We start from the raw sequence: 21442 nt of genomic DNA, 5'->3' as shown, positions 1-21442 counted from the left end.
GCTGCGGGCCGTCGGCTAGATCATGTACAGAATAATGTACATATCGCGATAGCCCATGGACACCATCACCTACACCAAGGCCCGTTCCAGTCTCGCCGAGACGATGGAGCGCGTCTGCGAGGATCATGCGCCGGTGATCATTACCAAGAAGGACGAGTGGTGATGATGTCGCTGGCCGATTGCCAGTCGTTGGATGAGACCGCGTACCTGCTGCGTAGCCCCAGGAACGCGCGCCGCCTGCTGGAATCGATGGCGCAACTGGAATCCGGTGGCGGCAAACCACTCAGGCTGGCCCGCTGAACCTAACTCGCTGAGCTTGGCCGGCATGCAGCTGATCTTCTCTGACGCGGCCTGGGAGGATTACCTCCACTGGCAGGCCCACGACCGCAAGCTGGTGGCGCGCATCAACAAGCTGACCGACGACACCATGCGCCACCCCCTCGAAGGCATCGGCAAACCCGAACCCTTGCGACACGGGCTGGCCGATTATTGGTCGCGCCGCATCAACGGCGAGCACCGCATGGTGTACAAGCCCGTTGCCGACGCGCTGCTGATTGCGCAGTTGCGGTATCACTATTGAGCAACAGGCAACGGTCGCGGCTGGCTTTGAAAAACCACCCACGCGGCGGTGTAAAGACATCGACATGCGCCGTCGACTGGTCGGGGTCGATCCAACGCCCTATGCTCTGGCGTGTTCGAGTCGGGGGAGTCGCCAGAGTCATGCTTCATGGATAAGAGAAAACTGTCCGAAGCGGACATCTGCCTGAAGTTCATCACACCCGCCCTGGTCGCCAGCGGTTGAAACGTGAATGAGCAGGTGTTTCAGGAGTTCACGCTCAAGGCCGGCCGCATGGTGGTGCGGGGCCATCGTGCCGCGCGCGACAAGTCCAGCATCCGCCGCGCCGACTACCTGATCTTGCATCGCGATGCTCGCACGGGTTCGAGGCCGCATCTTGTCCACAATTGACTTCTGTCCACAAAACATGGACAAATCCCAATCATGGACAAACACCGCCGTCAACACGAACCGGATCTGCTGCAGGCTGCCTTGACCGCGGTGCAGCTGCCAGGCCTGCAATGGGAAGTCGTCGAACGGGAGCCTGGCGGCCAGGCGACGCGCGGCGATGCCGTGCTGTGCCTGCGTTTCGATGGCCGCGAGCTGCGCTACGTCGCCGAGCTGAAGCGCGGCCTGCGCCGTGCCACGCTCGGCGCGGCGCTGCATCAGCTGGCGAACCACGGCGAGCAGGGGCTGCTGGTGGCCGACTACGTCACGCCGCCGATGGCCGACGAGCTGCGCCGGCGCGGCGTGCAGTTCATTGATGCCGCGGGCAACGCCTGGTTGACGCAGCCGCCGCTGCATGTCTGGGTGAAGGGTGAGCGGCCGAGGGAAGCCCTCGCGCCGCCGACGCAGGGCGGCCGTGCGTTTCAGGCCACCGGGCTGCAGGTGCTGTTCGCCCTGTTGTGCCGGCCGGCGGCGGTGGACCTGCCGTATCGGGAGATCGCCGCCCTGGCGGGCGTGGCGCACGGCACGGTGGGCTGGGTGATGGCCGAACTGCCGCAGCTCGGCTTCGTCGCCACGTTGCGCAAGCGGCGCCGGCTGATCGATGCGGAACGGCTGCTCAAGCGCTGGGTGGATGCGTATCCGCAGCGGCTGCGGCCCAAGCTGCTGCTGGGCCGCTACGACACGCGCAAGCTCGACTGGGTCGAGGCCATCGACGCAACGCGCTACGGCTTGCTGCTGGGCGGTGAGCCGGCAGCGGCGCGGCTGACGCAACACCTGCGGCCCGGCACGGCCACCTTCTACGGCAACAAGGTCGAACCGAATCTACTGACCGATCAGCGTCTGCAGCCGCATCGCAACGGCAACGTGGAAGTGCTGCGACGCTTTTGGAATTTCGAGGGCGAGACCCCCGGCATGGTGCCGCACTTGCTGGTGTACGCGGACCTGCTGGCGATCGGCGATGCGCGCTGTCTGGAAATCGCAGGGGAAATGCATGCAGGGATCGCCGCTGGATTTGCGTGAGCAGCCCGGGCTGGCGGTGTTGGCCAGGCTGGTGGCGACGATGCGCCGGGCCTGGCCGGATGCCGAGCCCTTGCTGGTGGGCGCGATGGCGCGCGACGTGTTGCTGTCGTTCGCGCATGGCATACGCGTCGCGCGCGCCACGACCGACATGGATTTCGCGTTTGGGTTGGATGGATGGAACAGCTTCGCCGGTTTGAGGAACGCCCTGCTCGCCGACGGATCTTTCGCCGAAGTGCCCGGCGTGCTGCATCGGTTGGTGTTCGAGCAGTGCCATCGGGTGGATCTGCTTCCCTTCGGCGGCGTGGAGCGGGCCGATCGCAGCATCGCCTGGCCGTCGCCGCATGTCGTCGAGATGACCATGCTCGGCTACCGCGAGGCGGCGGCGCAGGCAGTCGCGGTACGGCTGCCGGATGACGTGGTGGTGGCGGTCGCCTCCTTGCCGGCGCAAGCCGTCCTGAAGCTGCTCGCCTGGCGTGACCGACGCCACGAACGGCCGGGCGTCGATGCCGGTGACCTGCGCCTGCTGCTGCGCAGTTATCTAGAGGCGGGCAACATGGAACGCCTGTATGCGGACGCGAGCCAACTGCTCGAAGCGAGCGATTACGACCATGCCCGTGCCGGCGCATGGTTGCTGGGCCACGACGCCAGAAAGTTGCTGCACCCGTTGGCGAACGCCGGTGTCACAGTCGCATTGGACGCGGTGCTGGATCTGCTGGCGACGGAGATCGACCCGGATGGCCGGCTGCTGCTGATAGGCGACATGCGGTCCGGCGACGTGCAGATCGACCTCGACCTGCTGGGCGCCTTTCATGCGGGATTGCGGGGCGCCGCGACCCCTTGAGCGAATCAGTCCAGAAAATGTGTCGGGGACAATCTTGGTTCCGGCTGATTGGCTGGTAGCGGGCAGGTGGCGCGCTACGCTGCGGCGTCGGCCAACGGACCGGCTTGTCTGCAACTCAATCAATGCAGTGAACATGCCTCAGAACCTGATCGATATCGACCTGAATGCCGAAGTGCTGGCGGCCATCGACAACGCCCTGGCTGCACTGGAGACGGGCCTGGCCTCGCTGATCGCGTTGACGCCCGAGCAGCGCCACGGGCTGACCAAGATGGGCGACAAGTCCGAGGCGTTCTGCCGGCAGGCCGGTCATGTGTTCGCCGACAACCCCGGCGTGCTGCCCCGCAATTTCGATCTGGACGGTTATCAGCGCGACATCGCCACGCTGGATGCGTTGCGCCCGCGCCTGGTGCGGTTGGGCAAGCTGCATCAGCGTGGCGTCGACACCGAGATGGCGGTGGGCAGCGACCTGATGACCAATGCGCTGGAGGGTTACGCGGTGCTGAAGGTGGCCGGCAAGGGGCAGGGACTGGACGAGGCGCGCAAGGCGCTGGCCGCCCGCTTTGCCCGCGGGCCGCGCAATCCCGCACCGGCCAGTGAGCCGGCGCCGAGCGAGCCGCTGCCGGCCTGATTCGTCATTTCCTGGAATGGAAGAGGCCCCGCAAGCGGGGCCTCTTTTTTTGCTGGCGCTCAGTGGCGCTGGCGGTGGATGTGGCGGCTGTTGCGGTTTTCCGCGCGGTTGAGGCGGCGGGTTTCGCCCTTGGTCAGGTGGCCGTGATGCTTGGCTTCGGCGGCGCTTTCGCGCTGGGCGATGTTGGCGGCGCGGCGCTGGTCGTTGGCTGCCTGCTTCGGCGTGATGGTGCCGTTGGCGACGCCTTTCGCGATGCGCGCCTGCTGGTTGTCGATGCGCTGGTTGACCTCGTTGACGCGGGGGTGACCGGGGACGGTGCTGTCGGCGGCCATCGCGCTGGCGCTGGCGAACGCGGTGCAGGCGATCAGGCTGAGCAGACCGAGACGGATCATCGAAGCGTGGTTCATGACGGTGTCCTTCAGTGTGGGAGGCCGGCGGTTGGGTACTGCCATGTCGTGCCGGACGAATGGCGGCATGCCGGAAGGAGAACGCCGCTCGGGGTCACGGGTTGACGGCGTCACCAACGGGGTCAGGTCCACTTTCCCGAACCCGCCTCGTTTCGAGCGGTTTCGCTACGCCGCTCCCGCCGCCCAATCATTTCTGTTGCCCCGGTGGACAGATGCCGGCGAGTCGCTTGATGAGTGCACCCATCGGCAAGGCTGTCGCCACGAAAGTGATCTCGCGCACGTACTACCAATGGAGGCCTTTTGGGACGCCAGGGGTCGGAGTAGTTTGCGTTGAGGGGGGAATTCAGCGGCCATCGGGAGGGAGACAACATGCATAACCATGCAGGGATCAACGTGGTTCTTTTGCGCGCCATTCGCGCGGCGCTTGCCGCTGCGGCGCTGGTCGCGTGCTCGGTGCAGGCGCAGGACGCGGGCGCGTCGGACAGCGGACAGGCCCAGGCCAGCCAGGCGACCGCGGCACAAGGGCGCAACGATGCGGCGAAGGCCAAGTCGACCACCACCCTGCAGGAAGTGGTGGTGACCGGTACGCACCGGGCCGGCCTGTCGCCGACCGAATCCATTTCGCCGATCGACGCGTTCAGCGGCAGCCAGATCGCGAAGCAGTCTTCGGCGGACCTCACCGACGCGCTGACCAACATCGTGCCGTCGCTGACTACCCAGCGTTTTCCCATCGCCGACGGCACGTCGTTCGTGCGGCCGGTGTCGCTGCGCAACCTGTCGCCCGATCAGACCCTGGTTCTGGTCGACGGCGTGCGCTTCCATCGTTCGGCGCTGGTCAACTTGCAGCTCGATCCGCTGGGCACCTTCAACCAGGGCGCGCAGGCGGTGGATTTCTCGGTGTTTCCGTCCAACGCCATCGAGCGCGTCGAAGTGCTGCGCGATGGCGCCTCGGTGCTGTATGGATCGGACGCGATCGCCGGCGTGGTCAACGTCATTCTCAAGAAGGCCCGCTCGGGCGTGACGGTCAGCGCGCAGGTGGGCCAGTACGGCAAGGGCGATGGCAACCTGCGGCGCTACGACGCCGATGCGGGATTCCCGCTCGGCGCCGATGGCTTCGTGCATGTGAGTGCCGAGCGCGAAACCACCGACCCCACCTCGCGCGGGATGCCGCAAGCGGACGCGGCGGCCGTCGCGGCCGTGGTCGGTGCGGACCAGGTGCCGTATGACGGCTTCGGCCAGCGCTGGGGCGACCCGCAGACCAAGACCAACAAGCTCTTCGTCAACGCCGGCCTGCCGCTGTCCGGCGACATGCAGCTCTACGCCACGGGCAGCTTCATGGACAAGAAGGTCCTGTCCAGCTTCTTCTACCGCAACCCGGTCTTGCCGGCCCAGTACGGCATCGGCGGCCGCTCCACCCTGGTCAGCTACGCCGATGGCACCCTGACCCCGGCGAACGCGCCGCAGTCGCTGGTGGACAGCATCGTGGCCGGTGGCGGCGATCCGGCGAACTACCTGACGGCCAACGCGGCGAGTCCGAGCGGATGGGTGCTGCTGAACCCGATCTACACGAAGTTCCCGGGCGGCTACAGCCCGCTGTTCGGTGCGGACATCAGCGATCACCAGCTGGTCGGCGGCGTGCGTGGCGGCGGGCAGAGCAACCTGCAGTGGGACCTGCACTACCGCACCGGCAGCAACGAGGTCGACTACCAGTTGAAGGGCTCGATCAACCCGAGCCTGGGCAGCCTGTCGCCCACCAACTTCCATCCCGGCAAGCTGACCCAGCGCGAGCAGGGCGCCGGTGCGGATTTCGTCCGTTCGTTCGACGATTCGCCGCTCACGCTCGCCTTCGGCGCGAACTGGCGCCAGGAGACCTACATCATCCACCAGGGCGACGCCGGTTCGATCGAGGTGGGGCCGACCGCGTCGGTGTTCGGGGTGGGCTCGGATGCCTTCCAGGGCTTTCCGGCCAACGCGGCCGGGCGCTTCATGCAGAACAGCGAGGCCGCCTACGTCGACGCCGAGACGAACTTCACCGACCAGTGGTCCGGCGCGGCGGCGGTGCGTTACGAGCGTGCGGAAAACTACGGCTCCAAGGTCGTGTACAAGCTTTCCAGCCGTTACGCGTTCACCGACGCGTTCGCGCTGCGCGGTACGTACAACACCGGCTTCCGCACACCGACCCCGGGCCAGGCGAACACACTCAATGTCACCACCACGGCTAACGCCCAGGGTGGCCTGATACCCGCCGGCACCTATCCGGTCGACAACCCGGTGGCGCGCGCGCTCGGTTCCAAACCGCTGAAGACCGAAACCTCCAGGAGCCTGTCCGTCGGCGCCGTGTGGACGCCGCTCGATAGCGTCACGACCACCCTGGACTACTACCGGATCAGGATCGACGACCGCATTGGCCTGGTCAGCAACCGCGTGAGCCAGGCCACCGTCGACCAGCTCGCCGCCGGCGGCTATCCGAACGCGCAACTGCTGCTCGGCAGCGACGCCAGTTATTTCGGCAATGCGTTCGGCTCCGACATCCGCGGCATCGACTTCGTGCTCGATACGCGGCATCAGCTGGGCAATGGCAGGCTCAACATCGACTTCCGCTACAACCGCAACAAGCAGAACGTGGTCAAGGTGCAGCCGGACACGCTCAACGACGATTTCGTGTACGACCTCGAGCACCAGGTGCCCAGGAGCCGGTCGGTGCTCAGCTTCGACTACGCGCTGCACGGGTTCGATGCCATCGCGCGGATCAATCAATACGGCAGCTGGAGCACCACGGTCGGCCTGTTCGGCAGCAACAACCCGCCGGACGACGTCAATCACTACAGCGGCAAGACGCTGCTCGATCTGGAGGCCAGCTACAAGTTCAACGACACCTTCACGGTGGCCATCGGCGGCAACAACGTCTTCGACACCTACCCCGGCAAGGAGCAGAACGCCACGCTGCAGTTCCTTGGCGTCAAGTACGCGCTGACCTCGCCGTTCGGTTTCAACGGCGCGTTCTGGTACGCGCGCGTGACAGCAAGCTTCTGACCGGTCGTCGCCATGGACCGTCTCCCCGGGTGTGCCCGGGGGGACGATAGTTGATGGCTCAGCCGACGAGCGCGCTCTCCGCTGACCCAGTAGCCTCACGCCGCCCCGCGCCATTGCAAGCAAGACTTTGCCGCCACTTCCATGTACGGTTTGCGGACGGCGGCAACGGATGCGCCGCACATCGCAGCCAGGGCTGGCGTGGCATTGGGGCCAACTTGGGAGCGAAGATGAAATCGTCACACTTGCGCGCGGCGGTGCTCGCGGTTTTGCTGGTGGTGTCCGCCGGGGTGGTCGCCCAGGCTGCAACGCCGCAGCCCACCGAATTTCCGCCGGACGCCTTCCCGTCCACCTACCAGCCGCTGCCTTCGCAAGTCACGCTGATCGAGCACGCGACGATCTACACCGGTACCGGCGAGCGCATTGACGATGGGTCGGTGCTGTTGCGTGACGGCAAGGTCGCGGCGATCGGCAAGCAGGTCGAGGCGCCGGCCGGTGCGGTGGTGATCGATGCCAAGGGCAAGTTCGTCACGCCCGGACTGATCGACGTGCATTCGCATCTGGGCGTCTATCCGTCGCCATCGGTGGATGCCACCGCCAACGGCAACGAGATGACCAACCCGACCACGCCGCAGGTGATGGCCGAGCATTCGGTGTGGCCGCAGGACCCGGGCTTCAACACCGCGCGCGCCGGTGGCGTGACCACGCTGGAGATCCTGCCCGGTTCCGGCAACCTGATCGGCGGGCGCAGCGTGGTGTTGAAGAACGTGCCGGCCACCACCGTGCAGGGAATGAAATTTCCGGATGCGCCGTATGGCCTGAAGATGGCCTGCGGCGAGAATCCGATGCGGGTCTACGGAAGCCGTCACCAGTTTCCGTCGACGCTGATGGGCGACGTCGCCGGCTACCGGCAGGCGTTCGCCGACGCGCAGGCCTACGACCGCGAGTGGAAGGCGTGGGAGGCGAAGGTCAAGGCCAAGGGCGCCACGGAGGCCGGCCCGCCGCCCAAGCGCGATCTGGGCAAGGAGACTCTGGCCGAAGTGCTCGGCGGCAAGATCCGCGTACAGATGCATTGCTACCGCGCCGACGAGATGGCCGCCTTGCTCGACGTGGCAAACGAGTTCGGCTTCAAGATCGCGGCGTTTCACCATGCCGTCGAGGCGTACAAGATTCCGCACCTGCTGGCGAAGACGGACACCTGCGCGGCGATGTGGGCCGACTGGTGGGGCTTCAAGATGGAAGCGTGGGACGGCATCCGCGCCAACATCGCGATGGTCGATGCCGGCGGTGCCTGCGCGATGATCCACTCGGACGACGAGAACGGCATCCAGCGCCTCAACCAGGAAGTAGCCAAGGCGCTGGCCGCAGGGCGGCGTGCCGGGCTCGACATCAGCAAGGAGCACGCGGTGATGTGGATGACGCTCAACCCGGCCAAGGCGCTGGGCCTGGCCGACCGCATCGGCTCGCTGGAACCGGGCAAGGATGCCGACGTGGTGATCTGGAGCGCCGACCCGTTCAGCGTCTACGCGCGCACCGAGAAGGTGTTCCTCGACGGCGCCGTGGTCTACGAGCGCGACGAACCGCAGCGGCAATCGACCTCCGATTTCATGCTGGGCAGCTTCATCGACCCGCATGCCACCGATGCCGCCGCAGGGGAGGGCGCACGATGAAATACCTGGCCATGATCCTGGCGATGCTCTGCGTCGCCTGCAGCCCGGCCGACCATTCGGACGGCCATGCCGATACCGCGGCGGCCAGTTCCGCGGCGCCTGCGAATGGCAACGCTGCCGGCGATGGCAAGACCTACGCCATCACCGGCGGCACCGTGTACACGCTGGGCGCCGCCGGCAAGATCGAGCACGGCACGGTGCTGGTCAAGAACGGCAGGATCGCCGCGGTGGGCGCCAACGTCGAGATTCCCGCCGATGCCGAGCGCATCGACGCCACCGGCAAGATCGTCACGCCCGGCATCTTCGACCCGCAAAGCCAGTTCGGCATCGTCGAGGTGGGCGCGGTGAAGGAAACCCGCGACGCCTCGGCCGGCGACTCGCGTTTCAGCGCCGCGTTCGACGTGGCCGACGCGATCAACCCGCGCTCGATGCTGATCCCGGTCAACCGGATCGCCGGCGTCACCCGCGCGATGGTGTCGCCCACCAACGGCGACAAGCACATCATCGCCGGCCGTGGCGCCATCATCGACCTGGGTTCCACCGAAGGCTTCATCCATCGCGATGCGGCGGCGATGTTCGCCGCGCTGGGCGAGACCGGCGCCGCACAGGCCGGCGGCTCGCGCGCGGCCGCGATGCTGGCCCTGCGCGAGGCGCTGCAGGATGCGAGGGACTACGCCGACAACACCAGCGCCTATGCCAGCAACCAGCGCCGCAAGTACGCGCTGACGCGGCTGGACCTGGAGGCGCTCGGTCCGGTGCTGGCGGGCCAGGAGCCGCTGGTGCTCCACGTCGAGCGTGCCAGCGACATCGAGGCGGCGTTGCGGCTGGCCGGCGACTTCAAGCTGAAGCTGATCGTCTCCGGCGGCGCCGAAGCCTGGATGGTCGCCGACGAACTCGCCGCCGCCCACGTGCCGGTGCTGCTCAATCCGCTGGAAGACCTGCCGGCACATTTCGAGACGCTGGGCTCGACCCTGGAAAACGCCGCGCGCCTGCAGAAAGCCGGCGTGATGATCGCCTTCGCCACCGGCGACACCCACAACGCGCGCAATGTCACCCAGGCTGCCGGCAATGCGGTGGCCAACGGCCTGCCGTGGCTCGACGCGTTGAAGGCGCTGATGCTGAACCCGGCGCGGATCTACGGCATGGACCAGGATGTGGGCACGCTGGAGCAGGGCAAGCTGGCCGACGTGGTGATCTGGAGCGGCGACCCGCTGGAACTGTCCAGCTTCGCCGACCAGGTATTCATCGCCGGCCGCAAGATTCCCATGGTCAGCCGCCAGACGATGCTGCGCGACCGCTACATGCAGGCGATGCGCGGCAGGAAGGACTTGCCGCCCGGCTACATCGTGCCGGCGGCGCAATAGGCACGTGCCGCAGGCTCCGCCGCCCGCAGGCGGCGGAGCCTGCCGTCGCAGGGCGGGCACTGCCGGCCGGATCTTCCCGTATCGCCACACGCGTGGCAGTCGCACCTGCCGCTGCTCTGGCAGTTTGTTCATTCGCTGGCAGCCTGCTGGCGGCGCTTTTCCGGTACCGATGTCCCGTCGAATGACCACGACACGGTAAGGAACGAGAAAGTGGAGCATCAGCTGATGCGTTCGATCAGGTCCAGTCCGTTCGCCACGGCGTGGCCGAGCGCAGTGTTGTCGAAAATGCACCAGCGCTGCGGACGCCGCAGCCGACGTTCGATGCTGCGCAGCGCGGCCTCGGAGTAGGCGTCGTAGTAGATGCGCGGTGCGCCATGCAGGCGGAAATACTGGAGGCGGGGATCTCCCGCCGGGACCGCTGCGCGCGGGTGTCGCGCCGGATCGGCAGCCACCCGCGCGATACCCCGTTCACGCAGCGCGCGATCGACGGCCGGCCGGAACCACGACGGGTGGCGCGGTTCGCAGGCCACTGGCCCGGCATGCAGCCGCATCAGCCGATCGAAGAACGGCAGCGCCGTCGATGGTGCATAGGCGAGGCTGGGCGGCAGCTGCAGCAGCAGGCAACCCAGTTTCATTTCCAGTTCGTCGACCTGGCCCAGGAAGATGCGCAACGCCGGTTCGCAGTCGTGCAGGCGAGCCTCGTGGCTGATGGCGCGCGGCATCTTCACCGCAAAGCGGAACGCTGCCGGCACGCTGGCCGCCCAGCGACGGTAGGTGGCCGGCCGATGCGGGCGGTAGAACTAGGAATTGATCTCGACACAATTGAACCGCTGCGCGTATCGCTCGAGGTGGCTGTTGCCCTCGGGGAAGCGGCTCGCCAGCGCGGAAGGAATCGACCAGCCGGCGATGCCAATACGCGCTTCGACCATGGAAATCCCGCGGAGGCCATCCATCGCGGACGACGCTACCGCGCCGTTCGTCATGTCACGATGAAGGAAGCCACCTCCATGGTGGCGATGCAGCCGCGATGTCGCGTCGCTGTCGCTGCATCGACGCGATCAGGCTCATTCGTCTTGGAAGGCGAATGAGCCTGATCAGCGTGGCCACTGAGGGCCTAGTGGGACGAAGCGGACGCTTCCGCTGCCGGCGCCGTCGCGCTCGCCGTCCACAGCTTCGCTTCGGCTTTCCCGCCCAGCATCTGCTGACGCACCAGCGGGATCGGCGGGCCGCCGTAGCTGAGGAACTGGTCGTGGAATGCCTTCAGCGCGTTCGGGCCGGGGTGGGCGGCGATCCAGTCCTTGCGCAGCTGCATGATCATCAGCTTGCCCATGGTGTAGTTGAGATAGGCCGGGTCGTAGGTGCCGCGGGCAGCCTGCTGGCGGGCGTTGCCCGGGTCCTGGAAGGCCTTGTCGCGGAACATCTGCTCGGACTGGGCCATGCTCATGCCGCCGGTGTGCAGGCCTATTGCCGAGAGGTAGCGCACGTCGCGCAGCAGGGCGTTGGTGAGCTGGCCGATGTGGACTTCCGGCGTGGCGCCGTCGAGGCCGGCGTCGAACATCATCTCCTCGGCGTAATGTGCCCAGCCTTCGGCGAAGGCATAGCCGACGAACAGCTGGCCGAATTTCCAGTGCGCACGGTTGGCGTGCAGGAACTGCAGGAAGTGGCCGGGCCAGACTTCATGCGCGGAGACGAACAGCAGCGCCGCCTTGCCCGGCACGTAGGCGGCCTGGTCGGCCTTGCTCCAGGTCGGGTCGGGCGGGGCGATGTAGTACACCGACGGCAGGTTGTTCTCGTACGGGCCGGGGATCTCGATGTAGGCGAAGTTCCAGCGGTTGAACGGCGGGGCCTCTTCGGCCTTGGCCTGCTCGGTGCCGGGAATGCTGACCAGATCCTTGTCGACGATGAACTGGCGCAGGCTGGCGAGCTGCGCGCGGGCGCCTTCAACTGCTCCGCCGACGGGTTTGTCGGCGCTCTCCTTCGCCACGCAATCCTTCAGCGATTGGCCCGGGGCAAACTTGTCGCAGGCGCTCTTGAGCGAGGCAAGGTTGCGCGCAAGATCGGATTCGCCGATCGCCTTGAGCTGGTCCAGCGGAAGGTCGACCCGTTCGGTGGCATGCAGCATCTTCGCGAACTTGTCCGCGCCCAGCGCGAAGTCCTGGGTGGCGTGCGGCTTCTGCGCCTTGAGCCAGTCGGCCAGCTCTTGCGAGGCCTTGATGGCGGCGGCGTTGCTGGCCTTGAAGCGCGCCTGCAGGGCATCGTCCTTCACCTGGGCGAAGATGCCGGGCACGTCGGTCTTGAAGAAGCTGGCGAAGCCTGCGAACGAATTTACGCCCACGTCGATGTACGAGGCGGGCAGTGGCAGCTTGAGGTTGGCCTTGATCTGCGCCAGCGCCTTGGGCAGCGCCTCCTGGTAAGTCACGAAGGCCGCCATGCGCTGCGCCAGCGGCGCGTATGGCCGGGTCAGGTACATGCTCGGCGACAGGTCGCCGGTGTAGAAGGTGGGGTTCTTGTACGGAGCGCCCGAATCCTCCAGCCAGAACAATTGGCCGTCGATCACCGCCAGTACGTAGTCGCGCTGGAATCGGCCGCGGGCATCCAGCTCGTCATCGGTGAATGCGGCAAAGCTCTTCCTTTGCGCATGCAGCCAGTCCGCGTTGGCCTTCAGGCCTTCGGCGCTGAAATCGGGCAGACGGCCGTCGAACTCGTGCTTGCCGGCGTTGGCCGCGAACACCGGGTAGTGCTGGAAGTAGCCGGCAAGGAACGCGTCGACGTCCGTTGCCAGTGTCGCGTTGCGGCCGGCGTCCGCCGCGTGGACGCTGGATGCGGCGGCCGGCGTGGACTGGCCCGACAGCGAGGCGTCGGCGGAGCAGCCGGCAAGAAAGGTGGCGGCAACGACGGCAGAGAGTGTGAGCGCGCGCAATGGATGCATGTCGACTTCCCCGGGATGATCGCAAGCGCCGAGCCTAAGGCGTACTGCCGGTTCGACGCAATCGCGCGGGGGGTGGTGCCGGTTGTCGTGCCGCGCGGAGCGGTCAGATTTCCTTCGCCAAGCGCTTTGCCAGCCCGATGTAGCCGGCCGGCGTCAGCTCCAGCAGGTGCTGTTTCGCATCCGCCGGAAGTTCAAGCCCGGCGATGAACTCGCGCATGGAATCCCTGGTGATGCCGTGGCCGCGGGTCAGTGCCTTGAGCTGCTCGTAGGGTTGCGGCAGGCCGTAGCGACGCATCACGGTCTGTACGGCTTCGGCCAGCACTTCCCAGCTGGTGTCGAGGTCGGCGGCGATGCGTTCGGCGTTGACGTTGAGTTTGCCCAGGCCCTTCTTCAGCGATTCCAGCGCCACCAGCGTGTGGCCGAAGGCGGTGCCGAGCGCACGCAGCACGGTGGAATCGGTGAGGTCGCGCTGCCAGCGGCTGATCGGCAGCTTCTCGGCGAAGTGACCCAGCAGCGCGTTGGCGAGGCCGAAGTTGCCTTCGGCGTTCTCGAAGTCGATCGGGTTGACCTTGTGCGGCATGGTCGAGGAGCCGACTTCACCGGCCTTCAAGGTCTGCTTGAAGTAGCCCAGCGAGATGTAGCCCCAGATGTCGCGGGCCAGGTCGATCAGGATGATGTTGGCGCGGCGCACCGCGTCGCAGTATTCGGCGACGTTGTCGTGCGGCTCGATCTGGGTGGTGTAGGCGTTGTAGTCGAGGCCGAGGCTTTCGACGAAGCGCTGCGAGAAACCCCGCCAGTCCATTTCAGGGTAGGTGATCACGTGGGCGTTGTAGTTGCCCACCGCGCCGTTGATCTTGCCGGAGACTTCGACCGCCGCCAGCTGCTTGCGCTGACGTTCCAGGCGCGCCACCACGTTGGCGATCTCCTTGCCCAGCGTGCTGGGCGAGGCGGTCTGGCCGTGCGTGCGCGAGAGCAGCGGCAGGCCGGCGTTGTCGTGCGCCATCTGGCGCAGCGTGTCGATCAGCGCATCGAGCTGCGGCAGCAGCACGCCGCGGCGCGCGTCGCGCAGCATCAGCGCGTAGGAGAGGTTGTTGATGTCCTCGCTGGTGCAGGCGAAGTGCACGAACTCCTTCGCCTGCGCGAGGCTGGCGTCGGCGCCGATCTTCTCCTTGATGAAGTACTCGACCGCCTTGACGTCGTGGTTGGTGGTCGCCTCGATCGCCTTGATCCGCTCGCCGTCGGCCTCGCTGAAGTCCTCCGCGATGGCTTTCAGGGTGGCGACCTGGGTCGCGTCGAAGGCGGGGAGTTCGACGATCTTGGGCTCGGCGGCAAGGGCCAGCAGCCATTCGATCTCCACCTGCACGCGGCGATGCATCAGCCCGAACTCGCTGAAGATCGGACGCAGCGCTTCGACCTTGCTGGCGTAGCGGCCGTCCAGCGGCGACAGGGCGGTCAGGGCGTGGTTGGACATCGGGGCGTTCCGGCGAGGGGAAACGAGCATTTTACATTGCCGGCGGCTCCGTGCCCGGCGGCTTATAGTGGGCGGACGTGACCGTCTCCCGTTCACCCTGAGCGTAGCGCCGAAGGCGCGAAGTCGAAGGGTATCAAGAGGGCTTCGACTTCGCGCCTTCGGCGCTACGCTCAGCCCGAACGGTCCAGGCGATGCCACGGTCCCACCCCGAAGGAATTTCCCCAATGAACAACTTCCGCATCGAACACGACAGCATGGGCGAGCTGCAAGTCCCGGCTGACGCGCTGTATGGCGCGCAGACCCAGCGCGCGATCGACAACTTCCCGATTTCCGGCCTGCACCTGCCGCGGCCGTTCATCCGTGCGCTGGGGCTGATCAAGGCCGCTGCGGCCGACGTGAACCTTTCGCTGGGCCATCTGAAAAAGGGTCAGGCGGCGGCGATCCGCAAGGCGGCGCTGGCGGTGGCGGACGGCCAGTACGACGCGCAATTCCCGATCGACATCTTCCAGACCGGTTCGGGCACCAGCACCAACATGAATGCAAACGAGGTGATCGCGCACCTGGCGGTTGCCGCGGGTGCGAAGGTGCATCCGAACGACCACGTCAATTACGGGCAGAGCTCGAACGACGTGATCCCCACCGCCATCCACGTCAGCGCCACGCTGACCGCCAGCGAGCAATTGCTGCCGGCGCTGAAGCACCTGCAGAAGGCGATCGACAAGCGCGCGCGCGAACTGAAGAACACGCCCAAGACCGGCCGCACCCACCTGATGGACGCGATGCCGATCACCTTCGGGCAGGAACTGTCGGGCTGGGCGGCGCAGGTCGGCGCGGCCATCGAGCGGATCGAGGATGCGCTGAAGCGCATGCGCCGACTGCCGCAGGGCGGCACCGCGGTGGGCACCGGCATCAACGCCGACCCGAAGTTCGGCCCGGCGATGGCCGCCCAGCTGAGGAAGCTGACCGGGGTGAAGTTCGAGTCGGCGCAAAACTACTTCGAGGGCATGGCCGCGCAGGATGCGGCGGTGGAACTGTCCGGCGCGTTGAAGACGCTGGCCGTCGCGTTGATGAAGATCGCCAACGACCTGCGCTGGATGAACTCCGGCCCGCTGGCCGGCCTGGGCGAGATCGAGCTGCCGGCGCTCCAGCCGGGATCGTCGATCATGCCGGGCAAGGTCAATCCGGTGATCCCCGAGGCGGTGGCGATGGTGGCCGCGCAGGTGATCGGCAACGATGCCTCGATCACCATCGCCGGCCAGAGCGGCAATTTCCAGCTCAACGTGATGCTGCCGCTGATCGCGCACAACCTGCTGCAGTCGATCGGCATCCTGGCCAATGTCAGCGTGCTGCTGGCGGACAAGTCCATCGCCGGCTTCAAGGTCAACAAGGCGCGGGTGTACCAGGCGCTGGCGATGAACCCGATCCTGGTCACCGCGCTGAACCCGGTGATCGGCTACGAGAAGGGCGCGGCCACCGCCAAGCAGGCGTACAAACAGCACCGGCCGATCATGGACGTGGCGCTGGAAACCACCGGGCTGAAAAAGGACGAGTTGAAGAAGCTGCTCGACCCGATGGCGCTGACCCGCGGCGGCATCCACGAAAAATAGACAACCAGGGATTCGGGATACGGGATTGGTGATTTGCAAAGGCATCGCCCGCGAGCGGGCTCCTGCAGCCTCCGTCATCTCGCAGAAGCCCGCTCGCGGGCGATGCCTTTGCTTTTGCTCTCGCGAATCCCGAATCCCGTCCTCAGAACGACAGCACGGTCACGCCTTTCTTGTGGCCCGAGTTGGCAATGTTCTTGTCGCAGTCCTGCACGTCTTCCTCCGTCATCGTCGCGTAGGGCTTGAATGCGGGCATCGTGGTTGCCAGCTGCTGCTGGGCGGCGCGCAGGTCGGGCAGGCGTTTGCACAGCTCGAGGGCGGCGGCCTGGATGCGGTCGGTCTGCGGCTTGATCGCCGCCTCGATTTCCGCGTCGCTCTTGCCGCTGAACGCGCCGCTCAGCGCTGCGCTGGCGGCATGCATGCCGAGGTCCGCGCCTTGCGTGCCGATCGCCATGCCGGCCTCGGCGATGTCGATGACGCGGTGGCGGTAGTCCAGCAGCAGCTGCCGTTGCTCCGGCGTGGCGGCGACCGGCTTGCCGTCGATCAGCAGCTCGCCTTGCGGCGTGATCTGGGCGTTGGATGTCGAGCGGCCCATGCGCAGGGTGCTGCCGATGTGGACGGTGTCCACGTCGATGTTTTTGGTCGCCAGTTCCTGCCGGGCCTTCTGCATGGCGTCGTCGACGCGACGGGCCACCCACGAGGTGGGCGCCTTGTCACCGGCAGTTTGTGCGGTGGTTGCCGAGGAGGCCGGCTGGGAGTCCGTGTGGTCCGACTGGCCGCAGGCGGCCAGCGGCAACAGCAAGGCCAGGGCGAGGGCGTTGAGGGTGAGGGATTTCATGGGTGCTTCTCCAAGTCGTGTGTTGGAACGCAACTCAGCTGTCGTCGCGCCAGCGGCGGAACCAGATCGCGCCGGCCAGCATGGCGGCGGCCGCGGCCACGCCGATCCAGAGGTTCATCGAGCCCATCGCGCTGTAGCTGTGCATCACGCTCAGGGTGGAAAGCACCTGCGCCGGGTTGTCGCCGCCGATGCCGCTGACCTCGCTGAACCAGCCACCCGGGAACACGCTGCCCAGGATGCGGGCCACCACGCCACGCCAGTACCAGTCGTTGGAGATATTCAGCGTGCCCAGCAGGTTGAACCAGCCAATCACGATGCCGACGCCCACCGGCAATGCCACCGCCCACAGGAAGGGCTTGCTGCGCGCCCAGGCCGAGCAGAGCATCAGCCAGCCCACCGTCGGCAGCGCCCACAGCACATAGAGCGGGATCGAGCCGACCAGGTTGGCGATCACCTGCAGCGGGTGCGACAGGCCCAGCAGGTGCCACACGCTGACGCCATGCAGGGACAGGGTGATGGCGAACATCAGCAGCATCACGATCCCGGTGAGGGCGCCCACGACCACCGCGATCAACGGCGCGACCACGGTGGCGGAGAAGACCTTGGACAGCACGGTTGCGGTGTCCGACACCGGCAGCGATTTCCAGAACAGGATGCTGCGGTCGCGGCGATCGTCGTAGAGCGCGCCGAGGCAGTAGAAGAACACCACGAAGCCGAGCACGATACCGATGATCATGGTGGAGGAGTACATCACCAGGTCCAGCCCGGCACCGACCGCCTCCATCGACCGCTGGTCCAGGTCCTGGGTGAGCAGGTGCAGGTTGTTGCTGCCCATACCCAGGTGGAAGCCCATCTGCCGGCCCATCACCTCGCCGGTCACGATACCCATCAGGTTCAGCACCAGGAAAATTGCGGCCGTGATCACCGGCGCACGCAGGAAGCCGCCGCGGTGCTCCCAGAATTCGCGTTTGACCAACCACAGGAAGGTGTTCATGCGTAGGTTCCCTTCATGGTGGCGACGAACAGGTCGCTGATGGATGGCCGCCGGGTTTCGCCCAGGGCTTCCAGTTGCGCGCGTCCGACACCGTCGAACAGAAAGATGCTCTTGCCGAAGACCTGGCGCTCGTCCAGCGGCTTCAGCGCACGGGCGGCCTCGGACCGGTCGGCGTTGACCATCACCTCGATGTAGCGCTCGCCCACGGCGTCCATGTCCGCGTCGAGCACGATCCTGCCGTCGCGGATGAACATCAGGTCGGTGAGGATGTGCTCGACTTCCTCCACCTGGTGGGTGGTGACGATGATGGTCTTGTTCTCGTCGAAGTAGTCCTCCAGCAGGTTCTGGTAGAACTGCTTGCGGTAGAGGATGTCCAGGCCCAGGGTCGGCTCGTCCAGGATCAGCAGCTTGGCGTCGATCGCCATCACCAGCGCCAGGTGCAACTGCACGATCATGCCCTTGGACATCTGCCGCACGCGCTGTTCGGGCTGCAGCTTGGTGCGGGCAAGGAAGGCCTCGCACTTGGCGCGGTCGAAACGCGGATGCACGTGGGCGACGAAGTCGACCACTTCACGCACGCGAATCCAGCGCGGCAGCACCGCCACGTCGGCGATGAAGCACACCTCGCCCATCAGCCGGTCGCGCTGCTTGCGCGGGTCGAAACCCAGCACGTTCAGCTCGCCGGTGAAGTCGGTCAGGCCCAGGATGGCCTTCAGTGCGGTGGTCTTGCCGGCACCGTTGGGGCCGATCAGGCCGACGATGCGACCGGGTTCGACCTGGAAACTGACGTTGTCCAGCGCGACCGTCGACTTGTAACGCTTGCCGAGGCCGCTGGCCGTGATGACCGCGCTCATGCTGATGGCTCCTGGTGGTTGCCGGCTTCCCGCATCAGGGTCTTGAGATCCAGTCCGAGGCGCTGCAGGCGGGCATGCAACGCCGGCCATTCCTCGCGCAGGAAGCGTTCCCGTTCGGACTTGAGCAGCGCATCGCGCGCCCCTTCGATGACAAACATGCCCAGACCCCTCCTTTTTTCCACGAGTTGTTCGTCGACCAGTTCCTGGTACGCCTTCGATACGGTCAGCGGGTTGATCTGATAATCCGCCGCTACCTGGCGTACCGACGGCAGCGGGTCGCCTTCATTCAAGGCGCCGTCCAGGATCATCGCCACCACACGCTGGTGCAGTTGGCGATAGATCGGGACGCTGTCGTTCCAGGCGATGGTCATGGTTATTCCTTGGTGATGCGATCGAACTTCTTGCCAAACGAATAGTAGGGCATGACCCACTGCGCCCCGAGCAGGCCCAGCGGCTCGATCGTGTCGCCCAGGCGCAGCTGCGCGTCGGCGGGCACGACGGCGAGGTTGGCGGCGCTGCCGTCGTCGATCAGCGCCGCGGCGCGCCATTCGGCGGCGCTCGGATGCACGGTAACGGGGGCCAGGTTGGTGACGTGGGCCGGCGTGCTGGTGTGGCTGTTGCCGACCGGCTGCCAGGCGTCGACGTTGTACAAGACGGCGCGCAGGCTCGCGAAGGTGAGCAGGATGGCCGCGGCGCCGGCGATCAGTTTGTACGCTTTCATGTCGAACCTCCTTTGGTGCTCTGGGTGAGTGGTGTTGTAGTGAACTATAACACCGACTTTTGAGCCGTCAAGGGGAAATTCGGATTTGACTACATGACTGATGGCCTATGGGGCGGGGGAATAGGGAATAGGGAATAGGGAATAGGGAATAGCCGAAGCCAAGAGCATCAGGGCGGCGCTTTTCCGCTCTTTCTATTCCCTATTCCCCATTCCCTATTCCCTGCTCCAAACAAAAAGCCGGCTTCGCAGCCGGCCTTCTCGGGTCGTCAGGGGAGGTGATCAATCCTTCTTCGCGTACACCTGCCTGCCGCCCACCCAGGTCTGCAGCACCTTGGTGTTCCAGAGCTTGCTGGCCGGGTCCTTGAATACGTCGTGGTCGACCAGGATGAAGTCGGCCCACTTGCCGGGCTCCAGCGTGCCGATGCGGTTCTCCGCATGCTCGGCGTACGCCGCATCGAGGGTGAAGGCGCGCAGGGCCTGGGTCAGGCTCAGATCCTGCTGCGGATACCAGCCGCCGGGCGGCTGCCCCTGGTGGTCTTCGCGGGTGACGGCCGAGTACAGGCCGAAGAACGGGTTGGGCGACTCGACCGGGAAATCCGAACCCGCGGCGATCACCGTGCCCTGTTTCAGGAAGCGCTGCCACGCGTAAGCCCCCTTGATGCGTTCGTGGCCCACGCGATCCTCGGCCATGTTCATGTCGGAGGTGGCGTGGGTGGGCTGCATCGAGGCGATCAGCTGCAGCGGCACGAAGCGCGGGATGTCCTCCAGCGAGACGATCTGCGCGTGCTCGACGCGGTTGCGCAACGCCTTGGCGTCGGGGTGGCTGCGATAGGCCGCGGCGAAGCTGTCCAGCACTTCGCGGTTGGCGCGGTCGCCGATGGCGTGGATGCCGACCTGGTAGCCCTTGGCGAATGCCTTGTCGATCTTGGCCGTCATGGTGGCAGGCGACATGAACAGCAGGCCGCTGTTGTGCGGGTCGTCGGAGTAGGGCTTGAGCATCGCGGCGCCGCGGCTGCCCAGTGCGCCGTCGGCGAACAGCTTGACCGCGCGCACGGTGAGGAAATCATTGCCGTAGCCGATCAGCGGACCGTCCTTGCTGATGACGTCGAAGGACTCGCCGGTATCGCGGATCATCGCGTAGATGCGCGCGGTCAGCTTGTGCGCGTCGGCGTACTGCCGGTAGAGCCGGTAGTTGTCCAGATCGATGCCGGCATCGCTGACGCCGGTGAGGCCGACGCGGGCCATCTCGGCCAGCGCCGTGTCCAGCGCGGCGGCTTTCTCCGCCGCGGTCAGCGCCGGCACGTGGGTGTCGACCAGCTCGGTGGCGCCGTCGACGAACACGCCGGCCGGATTGCCTTGCGCGTCGCGCTCGATGCGTCCGCCAGCCGGGTCGGCAGTGGCGCGGGTGACGCCGGCGAGCTTGATCGCTGCACTGTTGGCCCACGCGGCGTGGCCGTCCACGCGGCTCAACCACACCGGCCGGTCGGCGACCGCGGTATCGAGCTCGCTGGCGGTGGGGAAGCGGCCGAGTTTCCAGATCACCTGGTTCCAGCCGCCGCCGCGGATCCATTTCGCCTGCGGATGCGCCTGGGCGTAGGCCTTCACCTTGGCCAGCGCTTCGTCCAGTGAGCGGGTCTCGCTGAGGTCGACGCTGTTGCGCGCGTAGCCCAGTTCCAGCACGTGGCCGTGGGCGTCGATCAAGCCGGGCAGCAGGGTCTGGTCGCGGCCGTCGATCACGCTGGCGCCATCGGCGCGTGGCTGCAGTTCGGCCGTGCTGCCGGTGGCCACCACCTTGCCGTCATCGACCAGCAGCGCCTGGAACTGCTGCAACTTGCCCTGGCTGTCCAGCGTGTAGCCGTTGACGTTGCTGACCAGCAGCTTGGCGGCATGGCCCAGCGGGGCGCTCGCCAGCAGCACGGCGAACAGGAGCACGCGCGGGAACGGAGTCATGTGGAGATTCCGGCAGTCGGGTGCGCCAGTGTGTCAATGCCGGCCGGCAATTTCCAGCGGCGGCTGGCGCAGTCGAACCGCGGTGCTACGCTGGCGCGATGGCCGTGGTTCGTAGATG

General features: G+C 66.4%; 18 protein-coding genes and 2 pseudogenes. 10 read left to right on the top strand and 10 right to left on the bottom strand.

Annotation, left to right across the window (positions count from 1 at the left end; translation table 11 throughout):
• The first annotated feature begins 55 nt into the window (after window positions 1-55).
• The 6 genes and pseudogenes from ACVCL9_RS05690 (at window position 56) to ACVCL9_RS05665 (ending at window position 3492) form a co-directional block, all read left to right on the top strand.
• Window positions 56-300 (top strand): annotated as a pseudogene (locus tag ACVCL9_RS05690) (type II toxin-antitoxin system Phd/YefM family antitoxin).
• 25 nt (window positions 301-325) lie between these two features.
• Window positions 326-580, top strand: coding sequence for a Txe/YoeB family addiction module toxin (locus ACVCL9_RS05685; protein WP_447098804.1), 255 nt, complete (start codon window positions 326-328; stop codon window positions 578-580).
• Window positions 581-805: 225 nt separating this feature from the next.
• On the top strand, window positions 806-967 hold the full coding sequence (locus ACVCL9_RS05680) for a hypothetical protein (RefSeq protein WP_447098805.1): 162 nt from the start codon (window positions 806-808) through the stop codon (window positions 965-967).
• 33 nt (window positions 968-1000) lie between these two features.
• A complete protein-coding gene (locus tag ACVCL9_RS05675; RefSeq protein ID WP_447098806.1) occupies window positions 1001-2023 on the top strand; it encodes a type IV toxin-antitoxin system AbiEi family antitoxin in 1023 nt (340 codons plus the stop codon).
• A complete protein-coding gene (locus ACVCL9_RS05670) occupies window positions 1995-2864 on the top strand; it encodes a nucleotidyl transferase AbiEii/AbiGii toxin family protein (RefSeq protein ID WP_447098807.1) in 870 nt (289 codons plus the stop codon). The genes ACVCL9_RS05675 and ACVCL9_RS05670 overlap by 29 nt, the downstream gene beginning before the upstream one ends.
• A 133-nt stretch (window positions 2865-2997) precedes the next feature.
• On the top strand, window positions 2998-3492 hold the full coding sequence (locus tag ACVCL9_RS05665) for a hypothetical protein (RefSeq protein ID WP_447098808.1): 495 nt from the start codon (window positions 2998-3000) through the stop codon (window positions 3490-3492).
• A 59-nt stretch (window positions 3493-3551) separates the two neighbouring features.
• Here ACVCL9_RS05665 and ACVCL9_RS05660 read toward each other — a convergent pair whose 3' ends face one another.
• A complete protein-coding gene (locus ACVCL9_RS05660) occupies window positions 3552-3899 on the bottom strand; it encodes a hypothetical protein (RefSeq protein ID WP_447098809.1) in 348 nt (115 codons plus the stop codon).
• A 369-nt stretch (window positions 3900-4268) separates the two neighbouring features.
• Here ACVCL9_RS05660 and ACVCL9_RS05655 point away from each other — a divergent pair, with 369 nt between their 5' ends.
• The 3 genes from ACVCL9_RS05655 to ACVCL9_RS05645 all read left to right on the top strand — a co-directional run bounded on the left by ACVCL9_RS05655 (window position 4269) and on the right by ACVCL9_RS05645 (window position 9963).
• Window positions 4269-6932 (top strand): TonB-dependent receptor plug domain-containing protein, encoded by a 2664-nt coding sequence (locus ACVCL9_RS05655; protein ID WP_447098810.1) that lies wholly within the window; start codon window positions 4269-4271, stop codon window positions 6930-6932.
• Between the two features lie 227 nt (window positions 6933-7159).
• Window positions 7160-8599 carry an amidohydrolase gene (locus tag ACVCL9_RS05650; protein ID WP_447098811.1) on the top strand — a complete coding sequence of 480 codons (1440 nt, stop codon included), beginning with the start codon at window positions 7160-7162 and terminating at the stop codon, window positions 8597-8599.
• Complete coding sequence (locus tag ACVCL9_RS05645; RefSeq protein WP_447098812.1) at window positions 8596-9963, top strand: amidohydrolase family protein; 1368 nt, start codon at window positions 8596-8598, stop codon at window positions 9961-9963. The genes ACVCL9_RS05650 and ACVCL9_RS05645 overlap by 4 nt, the downstream gene beginning before the upstream one ends.
• A gap of 218 nt (window positions 9964-10181) precedes the next feature.
• Here ACVCL9_RS05645 and ACVCL9_RS05640 read toward each other — a convergent pair.
• The 3 genes and pseudogenes from ACVCL9_RS05640 to purB form a co-directional block, all read right to left on the bottom strand.
• A pseudogene (locus tag ACVCL9_RS05640) lies at window positions 10182-10916 on the bottom strand (DUF72 domain-containing protein).
• A 161-nt stretch (window positions 10917-11077) separates the two neighbouring features.
• Window positions 11078-12892 (bottom strand): DUF885 domain-containing protein, encoded by a 1815-nt coding sequence (locus tag ACVCL9_RS05635; RefSeq protein WP_447098813.1) that lies wholly within the window; start codon window positions 12890-12892, stop codon window positions 11078-11080.
• Between the two features lie 103 nt (window positions 12893-12995).
• Complete coding sequence (gene purB, locus ACVCL9_RS05630) at window positions 12996-14363, bottom strand: adenylosuccinate lyase (RefSeq protein ID WP_447098814.1); 1368 nt, start codon at window positions 14361-14363, stop codon at window positions 12996-12998.
• 224 nt (window positions 14364-14587) lie between these two features.
• Here purB and ACVCL9_RS05625 point away from each other — a divergent pair, with 224 nt between their 5' ends.
• Window positions 14588-15970 carry a class II fumarate hydratase gene (locus tag ACVCL9_RS05625; RefSeq protein ID WP_447098815.1) on the top strand — a complete coding sequence of 461 codons (1383 nt, stop codon included), beginning with the start codon at window positions 14588-14590 and terminating at the stop codon, window positions 15968-15970.
• A 142-nt stretch (window positions 15971-16112) separates the two neighbouring features.
• Here ACVCL9_RS05625 and ACVCL9_RS05620 read toward each other — a convergent pair whose 3' ends face one another.
• The 6 genes from ACVCL9_RS05620 to ACVCL9_RS05595 all read right to left on the bottom strand — a co-directional run bounded on the left by ACVCL9_RS05620 (window position 16113) and on the right by ACVCL9_RS05595 (window position 21324).
• Complete coding sequence (locus ACVCL9_RS05620) at window positions 16113-16805, bottom strand: hypothetical protein (RefSeq protein WP_395118690.1); 693 nt, start codon at window positions 16803-16805, stop codon at window positions 16113-16115.
• A 34-nt stretch (window positions 16806-16839) separates the two neighbouring features.
• The gene (locus ACVCL9_RS05615) at window positions 16840-17799 is read right to left on the bottom strand and encodes an ABC-2 transporter permease (protein ID WP_395118688.1); all 960 of its coding nucleotides are present in this window, start codon (window positions 17797-17799) and stop codon (window positions 16840-16842) included.
• Complete coding sequence (locus ACVCL9_RS05610; RefSeq protein WP_395118686.1) at window positions 17796-18653, bottom strand: ABC transporter ATP-binding protein; 858 nt, start codon at window positions 18651-18653, stop codon at window positions 17796-17798. The genes ACVCL9_RS05615 and ACVCL9_RS05610 overlap by 4 nt, the downstream gene beginning before the upstream one ends.
• A complete protein-coding gene (locus tag ACVCL9_RS05605) occupies window positions 18650-19024 on the bottom strand; it encodes a GntR family transcriptional regulator (RefSeq protein ID WP_395118684.1) in 375 nt (124 codons plus the stop codon). The genes ACVCL9_RS05610 and ACVCL9_RS05605 overlap by 4 nt, the downstream gene beginning before the upstream one ends.
• A 2-nt stretch (window positions 19025-19026) precedes the next feature.
• Window positions 19027-19374: a hypothetical protein gene (locus tag ACVCL9_RS05600; protein WP_395118682.1), complete on the bottom strand. Its 348-nt coding sequence runs from the start codon at window positions 19372-19374 to the stop codon at window positions 19027-19029.
• 279 nt (window positions 19375-19653) lie between these two features.
• Entirely contained in the window at window positions 19654-21324 is a 1671-nt protein-coding gene (locus ACVCL9_RS05595) for an amidohydrolase (protein ID WP_447098816.1), read from the bottom strand.
• Window positions 21325-21442: the final 118 nt, after the last annotated feature.

It is taken from the genome of Rhodanobacter sp. UC4438_H5 (assembly GCF_052978405.1).
Note: the sequence above shows the minus strand (reverse complement) of the source record. Positions and strands in the feature narration are given on the sequence as shown.